General features: G+C 76.5%; 6 protein-coding genes. All 6 read right to left on the bottom strand.

Annotation, left to right across the window (positions count from 1 at the left end; all coding sequences use genetic code 11):
* Window positions 1-284: 284 nt before the first annotated feature.
* The 6 genes from H9624_RS11985 to H9624_RS11960 are packed head-to-tail and all read right to left on the bottom strand — an operon-like array spanning window position 285 to window position 7848.
* Window positions 285-1124 (bottom strand): HpcH/HpaI aldolase/citrate lyase family protein, encoded by an 840-nt coding sequence (locus H9624_RS11985; RefSeq protein WP_251840114.1) that lies wholly within the window; start codon window positions 1122-1124, stop codon window positions 285-287.
* Window positions 1121-2329 carry a CaiB/BaiF CoA transferase family protein gene (locus H9624_RS11980; RefSeq protein ID WP_251840113.1) on the bottom strand — a complete coding sequence of 403 codons (1209 nt, stop codon included), beginning with the start codon at window positions 2327-2329 and terminating at the stop codon, window positions 1121-1123. The genes H9624_RS11985 and H9624_RS11980 overlap by 4 nt, the downstream gene beginning before the upstream one ends.
* Complete coding sequence (locus H9624_RS11975) at window positions 2326-4386, bottom strand: SUMF1/EgtB/PvdO family nonheme iron enzyme (RefSeq protein ID WP_251840112.1); 2061 nt, start codon at window positions 4384-4386, stop codon at window positions 2326-2328. The genes H9624_RS11980 and H9624_RS11975 overlap by 4 nt, the downstream gene beginning before the upstream one ends.
* Window positions 4387-4400: 14 nt before the next feature.
* A complete protein-coding gene (locus H9624_RS11970; RefSeq protein ID WP_251840111.1) occupies window positions 4401-5309 on the bottom strand; it encodes a ribokinase in 909 nt (302 codons plus the stop codon).
* Window positions 5306-6688 (bottom strand): ADP-ribosylglycohydrolase family protein, encoded by a 1383-nt coding sequence (locus H9624_RS11965; protein ID WP_251840110.1) that lies wholly within the window; start codon window positions 6686-6688, stop codon window positions 5306-5308. Before H9624_RS11965 ends, H9624_RS11970 begins: the two co-directional genes overlap by 4 nt.
* Window positions 6685-7848: an ADP-ribosylglycohydrolase family protein gene (locus tag H9624_RS11960; protein ID WP_504740254.1), complete on the bottom strand. Its 1164-nt coding sequence runs from the start codon at window positions 7846-7848 to the stop codon at window positions 6685-6687. The genes H9624_RS11965 and H9624_RS11960 overlap by 4 nt, the downstream gene beginning before the upstream one ends.
* Window positions 7849-7957 lie beyond the last annotated feature (109 nt).

Genomic DNA, 7957 nt, shown 5'->3' with positions numbered 1-7957 from the left:
CCATCCTCCGATGGTCCTCCGCCAGGCGTCCACCGTCGAGGGGCAGCTGCGCGGCGAGGGCAGGCGGTCGGGCGGAATCCGGCTGGCGGCGGGAGGGGTGGTGCGCGAGGCGGCGGTGGGGCGGAGTCCGGCTGTCGGCGGGAGGGGGTGGTGCGCGGGGCGGCGGTGGGGCGGAATCCGGCTGTCGGCGGGAGGGGGTGGTGTGCGGGGGACGGCGGTGTCGGGACGGGGTCGGTTGCCGGGGGTGGGCGCCGGACGTCGGGTGGGCGGGTCGGCCGGGTGGGTCAGCGGCCGCCGTGGTGGGTGGCGAGGGCGAGGGTGGCGCGGGCGCGGTCGACCATGGCGACGTCGAGGAAGCTGCCGTCGGCGAGGACGAGGGCCCCGGTGCCGGCGGCGACGGCGCCCTCGACGCGCGCGACGACCTCCCGGGCCCGCTCGACCTCCTCCTCGCTCGGCAGGAAGGCCGCGCGGATCGTGTCGAGCTGCCCGGGGTGGATGGCGGTGCGGCCGCTGAAGCCCAGCCGCCGCCCCGCCCGGCACGACTCCGCCAGCCCGTCGAGGTCGCGCACGTGGGGGTAGACCGACATGACGGGGGAGGGCAGCCCGGCCGCCCGCGCGGCCACGACGACGCGGCTGCGGATCCAGGTGAGCCCGGCGTCGTCGTCCACGCGCAGCTCCGAGCGCAGGTCCGCCTCCCCGAGCCCGAGCGAGGCCACCCCCGCCACGGAGGCGAGGGCGAAGGCGCGCTCCACCCCGATCGCCGACTCCACGAGCAGGTGCACCTCCCGTGCCCCAACCAGGGAGACCAGCGCGGCCACCGCGGCGGGGTCCTCCGCCTTGGGCAGCCGCAGCCCGACGTGAGCCGGCAGCGCGGCCACGGTGGCGACGTCGTCGTCGTGCCACGGGGTCCCCGCGGCGTTGACCCGCACCTGCACGGCCCGCTCCGGCGGGACCGACGCGAGCAGTGAAGCCACGTTCGCCCGCGCCGTGTTCTTCACGCCGGGCGCGACGGCGTCCTCGAGGTCGACGATGACGGCGTCGGCCGTGGAGGCCAGCGCCTTGGCCACCCGGTCGGGCCGGTCGCCCGGCACGTAGAGCAGCGTGAGCGGCGGCGGGAGGCTCATACCGCCCCCTCCTCGCGCAGCTGCGCCACCCGCTCGGCGGAGAAGCCGAGCTCCTCGAGCACGGCCTCCGTGTCAGCGCCGTGCTCCCGGCCGGTGAACTGGATGACGCCGTCGGCGCCGGAGAGCCGGAACAGCGGCCCCTGCATGAGCATCGGGCCCAGCTCGGGGTCCTCGATCTCGTGGAGGGTGCCGAGCGCCTGGAACTGGGGGTCGGCGACGATGTCCTGCGCGTCGTAGATCGGGGCGACGGCGGCCTGGGCCTCCTCGAAGGCGGCCACGACCTCGTCCCGGGTGCGCTCGGCGATCCAGCTGCCGACGGCGTCGTCGAGGACGTCGGCGTGCGCCGCACGGTCCGCGCCGCGGGCGAACCACGGCTCCTCGATGAGCTCGGGCCGCCCGACGAGCCGCATGACGCGCTCGGCGATCGACTGCGCCGACGTCGAGACCGCCACCCACTGCCCGTCGCGCGTGCGGTAGGTGTTGCGCGGCGCGTTGTTCGCCGAGCGGTTGCCGGTGCGCGGCTGCACGGTGCGCAGCTGGTCCCACCGGGTGATCTGCGGGCCGAGCATCGCGAGGATCGGCTCGATGATCGCCATGTCGACCACCTGCCCCTGCCCGGTCCGCTCCCGCGACTGCAGCGCCACCATGACGGCGAAGGCCGTGGCGAGGGACGCGACGCCGTCGGCCAGGCCGAAGGGCGGCAGCGTGGGCGGGCCGTCCGGCTCCCCGGTCATCGCGGCGAAGCCGCTCATCGCCTCGGCGAGCGTCCCGAAGCCGGGACGGGTCCGGTAGGGGCCGACCTGCCCGAAGCCGCTCACCCGGGCGAGGACGAGCCGCGGGTTGCGCGCGGCCAGCTCCTCGTAGCCCAGGCCCCACCGCTCCAGGGTGCCGGGGCGGAAGTTCTCGATGACGACGTCGGCCTGCTGGGCCAGGGCGAGGAAGACCTCCCGCCCGCCGGGGCTGCCGAGGTTGGCGGTGACGGTGCGCTTGTTGCGGCCCAGCGTCTTCCACCACAGGTTGACCCCGTCCTTGGCGGCGCCGTGGTTGCGGGAGGGGTCGGGCCTGTCGGGGTGCTCGACCTTGACGACGTCGGCGCCCATGTCACCCAGGTGCATCGCGGCCATCGGGCCGGCGAAAAGAGTGGAGGCGTCGACGACGCGCAGGCCGGCGAGGGCCCCGGCCGCGGCGTCACGGGAGACGGTCACCGGGCCACCTCCCCGTCCCAGGCGCAGCGGAAGCCGATCGTCGCCGAGCGGGCCAGGCCGAGGCCCGGCAGGAGGTACTTGAGGGAGTGGTCGGGGGCGTGGACGCCGCCCTCGACGTACCAGTCCGAGCCCTCGGCCCGGTAGTCGCTGCCGCCCTTGAGCATGACGAAGCGGGTGCGCCCGTCGCTGTGCTCGCTCTCGGTCCAGCTCCACACGGCGGGGGTGCCGCGGTGCAGCTCGCCGGTCTCGCCGGCCAGCTGCCACTCGTCCTCGGTGGGCAGGCGCCCGCCGCGCCACGCGCAGTAGGCGCGGGCGTCGTCGAGGTCGACGAAGGTCACCGGCTCGTCCTCGGTGCCCGGTGCCGGGCGGCCCTCGAGCCAGTGGGCGAGGAAGCGGTGCTCGACGGCGGGCCGGTAGCCGGTCGCGTCGAGGAAGGCGGCGAACTCCTCGTTCGTCACCTCGTGGACGGCGACGGCGACCGGTGCGTCGAGGGTGAGCTCGCGCTGGAGGGTGCGCGCGTCGTGCAGCCGCGGGGGGAGCGGCTTCCACTCATCGACGTAGGGCGCGCCCTGGTACATGCCCGTCTCCCGCGCGCGGTGGCGGACGGTGAGGACGTGCTCGCCCGCGGGGACGACGACGGCGGGGGGCCGGGCGGCGTCGGTCGGTGCGCTCGCGGCCGGAGAGTTCCGGCTGTCGGCGGGAGAGTTCCGGCTGTCGGTGGGGAGGGGGGTGGCGGTGACGCGGCGGGCGGCGCGGTGCTGGAAGCGGGCGTCGCGCACGTGGGGGCGGCGGGCGAGCTCCTCCTGGAGCGGCGCGAGCCACTCGGGCTCGGCGACGCCGTCGGCGACGTGGAGCAGCGCGGCGATCCCGCGGCCCGGCACGTCGACCTCGCCCGCGCCGTCGTGGCCGGTGAGGGCTAGGACGCGGCCGCCGGTGACGGCGCCGTCGGGCAGGACGCGGCCGCTCCAGTCCTCCGCGCCGCGGTTGACGAGGGTCCACAGCGTGAGGCCCTCGAGCTCCCAGCGGGAGGCGTAGACGCCCGCGGCGTCGGCCTGCGGCGTCAGCTCGGTGAGCGGCGTCCAGTCCCCGTCCAGCAGGAGGTCACCGGCGGCGCGCTGGACGGCGACCATCCGGGCCACGGTCGCGGCGTCGCGCGGCGTCCAGCCGACCCACACGCCGAAGACGACCTCCCACACCATGACGCCCACGCCGTTGAGCCACGCGGACTGCAGCTCCTCGGAGTGGTCGCGGTGCCAGCGGCGGACGTGGTGCTGCATGTGGCGGCACTCGTACCAGTGCGCGCGCAGCACGCCCGGCACGGGGGAGTCGGCGAAGAACTGCGCCCACGAGGAGGAGTGGTCCTCGATGCGCTCGACGGCGAGCTTCGACTCACCCTCGAGGACGATGCCCGGGCGGGCCTCCTCGAGGCGGGCGACGAGCTCGGGCTCGGCCTTCTTCAGCGTGTCGAGGAAGACGCCGTCGGCGCCGAGCCAGGAGACGACGTCGGCGAGCTCGGTGACGTCGTCGGCGCCGCGGCGGGTGCCGGTGTCCCACGGGTTGTAGTCGACGAAGACGTGGAGGCCGGCGTCGTGCAGCTCGCGGACGAGCTCGACGATGCCGGGCACGTCGCGGTAGTAGTCCCACTGGTTGCGGTCGTCGATCCCGATGACCGGGTAGGCGTGCCACAGGACGACGGCGTCGAGCCCGCCGAAGCGCTCGCGGGCGTCGGCGAGGAGGCGCTCGGGCGTGAAGCGGTGCTCCTCGAAGGAGTAGAGCAGCTCGTCCCACAGCCACACCTGGGCGACGGTGTGGCAGCGCGCCGCCCACGCCGCACCGGGGCGCTCGTAGGCGGCGCCGCGGTAGCCGTGCCGCCCGCGGGCGTCCTCGCGCCAGCGGTGCAGGGTCTCGCGCCACGCCGGCCGGTCGGCCGGGTCGGGCGGCCCGACGAAGATCTTCGCCTCGTCCAGCGCCGTGGACTGCTCGGTGGTGAGGCCGTCGAGGGGCACCTCCGTGGGGAGGTCGATGGGCCGCGGGACGAGGGGGTCGAACGTGTACATGACGCCTTTCTTGCTCAGCGCTGGCGCGCGAGGTCCGCGACGGCGGCCGCGGTGGGGACGGCTTCCTGCGCGCCGGGGGCGGTGGTGGACAGGGCGCCGGCCGCGGCCGCGAGGCGGGCAGCGTCGGCGAGGGGGGCACCACCGGCGAGGGCCGCGGCGAGGACGCCGCAGAAGGTGTCCCCGGCCCCCGTCGTGTCGACGGGCTCCACCGGGAACGCGGGGACGTGGACGGGCTCACCGTCGCGCTCGGCGACGAGGCTCCCGGCGCCCCCGAGGGTGACGACGACGGCGGGCACCCGGGCGAGCAGCGCGCGCGCCAGGTCCGCCGGCTCGGTGCCGTCGCCGCGGCCGGCGAGGTCGGCCGCCTCGTGCTCGTTGACGACGAGGACGTCGACGGCGGACCACACCTCCTCCGGCAGCTCCCGGGAGGGGGCGGCGTTGAGGACGAGGAGCGCACCCTCCCGGCGGGCCGCGGCGGCCGCGAGGATCGCCTCGAGGGGGATCTCGAGCTGGGCGAGGACGACGTCCGCCTCCGCGAGCCGCGCGGCCTGGTCCGGCCCCACCGTCACGAGGGAGTTGGCGCCGGGCGCGACGATGATCGTGTTCTCGCCGCCCGGGTCCACGGAGATGAGCGCGGTGCCGGTGGGCTCGGCGACGCGCGCGACGAGGTCGGTGCGCACGCCGGCGCCCGCGAGGGACGCGTGGAGCAGCTCGCCGGACTCGTCGTCACCCAGGGCGCCGACGAAGGTCGTGTCCGCACCGCCCGCGCGGGCGGCGGCGACGGCCTGGTTCGCGCCCTTGCCGCCGGGGTGGCGCTCGAGGGTCCCGCCGAGGACGGTCTCCCCGCCGGCGGGGTGGCGCGGCACCGGGACGACGAGGTCGACGTTCGCCGAGCCGACGACGACGACGCGCCCCGCGCTCACGGGGTCACCGCCGCGGCGAGCGGGACGGCCAGGGCGAGGGTGCGCTCGGCGAGGTCGCTGATGCGCTGCTCCCCGCCGGGCAGCGAGGTGGCGATGCGCCCCTCGAGCGGTGCGGTCCACTGCTCGCCGATCCCGTCGGCGCCGAGGAGGCCACCGACCACCGCGCCCACCGTGGCGGCCGCGGAGTCGGTGTCCCAGCCGGCCATGACGGCGATCGACACGCTGGCGCCGAAGTCCCCGCGCCCGGCGGTGAGCGCGAAGGCGATCGTCGCCGCGTTGTTGAGCGTGTGGACCCAGTGCAGGTCCCCGTACGCGGCGTGGAGCCGGTCCAGGCCCTCGCGGACGGCGGGCTCGTTGCCGTCGCAGGCGGCCCCGGCCTCGCGGCCGAGGCGGATGGCGGCGGCGAGCCGGCTGGCGGGCGGGACGGCGGCGTCGGCGGCGTCGAGGACGTCCTCGACGCTGTCGCACACCATCGTCGCCGCGCCGAGGGCGGCGGCCCACATCGCGCCGTAGACGCCGTTGCGGGTGTGGCTCAGGCGCGCGTCGGCCCACGCGAGGCGGGCAGCGGCGCGGACGTCACCGGGCAGCACCCAGCCGAGGAGGTCGGTGCGGATGAGCGCCCCGATCCACTCCCGGAAGGGGTTGTGGTGGGTGGCCGTCTCCGGCACCGGCCGCGCGTCGAGGATGTTGCGGTAGGCGGCGCGCTCGGCGGTGAAGACCCGCCCCGCGGGGAGGTTGTCGAGCCACAGCTGGGCGACGTCCTCGGTGGTGAAGCCGTGGCCGTGCTTCTCGAGGAGGGCGAGGGCGAGGATCGGGTAGTTGAGGTCGTCGTCCTCGGGCATGCCGGAGATGTTCTCCTCCAGCGAGGTCGGCGCCGAACGGCGGTTCCAGGGCCAGCGGGCCGCGACGTCGTCGGGCAGGCCGACGGCGGTGAACCAGCGGTCCAGCGGCCAGCGCCCGGTGGCCCGGAGGATCTCCTCGATGCCCTGCCGCGGGATCTTCTCCACCGGCTTGCCGAGCAGGCACCCGGCGGCGCGGCCGGTCCACGCGCCGACGAGGCGCTCGCGGTAGGCGGCGTCGTCGGGGCGGCCGACGAGCTGCGGGGCCGGCGGCAGCAGGGCGGCGATCGCCTCCCACCCGTCCGGCTCGGCCGGCGACGGCGGGGCCGGGGTGGCGGCGAGCTCGTCGAGCAGCTCGCGGGCCAGGGCACGCAGGGCCGGGGGAGCGGGCACCCGGCCGGCGCCGCTCACGGCCGGGACGGGGTCGCCGCCGGCGGCCACCCAGCGCTCGCGGACGGCGGTGACGTCCCGCCCCTCGGCGGCGGACTGGACGAGCTCGTGCGCGAGGAGGTCCTCAGGCTGGGCCCAGGTCAGCCTCATACCGGCGCCCCCTCCAGCTGCTCGAGGGCCGCGGCGCGGGCGCGGGCGCGCTCCCGGTCGGCGCGGAGGATGTCGGCGGCCACGGAGCCCATGAGCCGGCCGGTGGCGCGCACGTCGGTGCGGCTGGCGGTCTCGATCTCGTCGAGCCACTCGGTGGGGACCACCTCGGTCCCACCCAGGCCCGCGCAGACGGCGCCGGCCATGACGGCGATCGAGTCGGCGTCGCGGCCGTAGTTGACGGCCCCGAGGACGGCGCCGCGGAAGTCGCCGCGGTGCCCGAGGACGAAGCCGAGCGCGGCGGGCAGCTCCTCGATGGACTTCGTGCGCGAGGGGCGGCGGGCGTCCATCGACATCTGCCGGTACTCCGGGCCCACGGAGTCGAACGGGGCCACGGCCTCCCGGATCACGCGGGCCAGCTCGCGCTCGCCGTCGTCGTCGGTGGGGACGTCATTGCCGGCGACGGCGTCGACCACGGCGCGCAGGGCGGCGGCAGTCCCGTCGTGGGCGACGTCGAGGGCGGCGCGGGTGACGTCGTCGACGCTCGCGCCGGGGGCGACGGCGGCGGCGACCATGGCGGCGAAGACGCCGGCCGCCTCGCGCCCGTAGCTGGACTGGTGGGCTCCGGCGACGTCGATCGCCTCGGCGTAGGCGGCGCGCGGGTCGCCGGCGTTGGCCAGGCCCACGGGCGCCATGTACATGGCCGCGCCGCAGTTGACGACGTTGCCGACGCCGGCCTCGCGCGGGTCGACGTGCCCGTAGTGGAGGCGCGCGACGATCCACTTCTCGGCGAGGAAGACGCGCTGGAGGATGAGCGCCTCGCTCTCCAGCTCGGGGATCCAGCGGGGCTCGCCGATCATGAGCGGGACGAGGTCCTCGGCCACCGCGTAGGCGTCGAGGTGGTCGCGCCGCTTGGCGTAGACCTCGACGAGCGCCTGCGTCATCAGGGTGTCGTCGGTGATGTGCCCGTCACCCTTGTGGTACGGCGCGATGGGCCGCGCGGTGCGCCAGTTCTCGTACCAGGGGCCGACGATGCCGCGCACCCGGCCGCCGTGGCGCTCCTCGATCTGCTCCGGTGTCCATCCCTCGGTGGCTCCGCCCAGGGCGTCCCCGACGGCGGCGCCGGTGATCACCGCCACGCATCGATCGTCCAGCCAGCTCACAGATCTACTCCCTGCCTTCGTGTTGCGGTACGTGCGGTGGCCGCGGGGCGGCCGGTGGCCGCGAGGCGGCCGGGGTGGCGCGGGGCGGGCCCGGTGGTCGGGCCCGCCC

Source organism: Oceanitalea stevensii (genome assembly GCF_014837105.1).
Lineage (GTDB): Bacteria > Actinomycetota > Actinomycetes > Actinomycetales > Actinomycetaceae > Oceanitalea > Oceanitalea stevensii.
This window is presented reverse-complemented; position numbering and strand designations above follow the sequence as displayed.

What these genes read in the sequence shown, in the direction of transcription:
- H9624_RS11975 (WP_251840112.1), bottom strand. Translation starts at nt 4,386, where the DNA reads ATGTACACGTTCGACCCCCTCGTCCCGCGGCCCATCGACCTCCCCACG.
- H9624_RS11985 (WP_251840114.1), bottom strand. Translation starts at nt 1,124, where the DNA reads ATGAGCCTCCCGCCGCCGCTCACGCTGCTCTACGTGCCGGGCGACCGG.
- H9624_RS11965 (WP_251840110.1), bottom strand. Translation starts at nt 6,688, where the DNA reads ATGAGGCTGACCTGGGCCCAGCCTGAGGACCTCCTCGCGCACGAGCTC.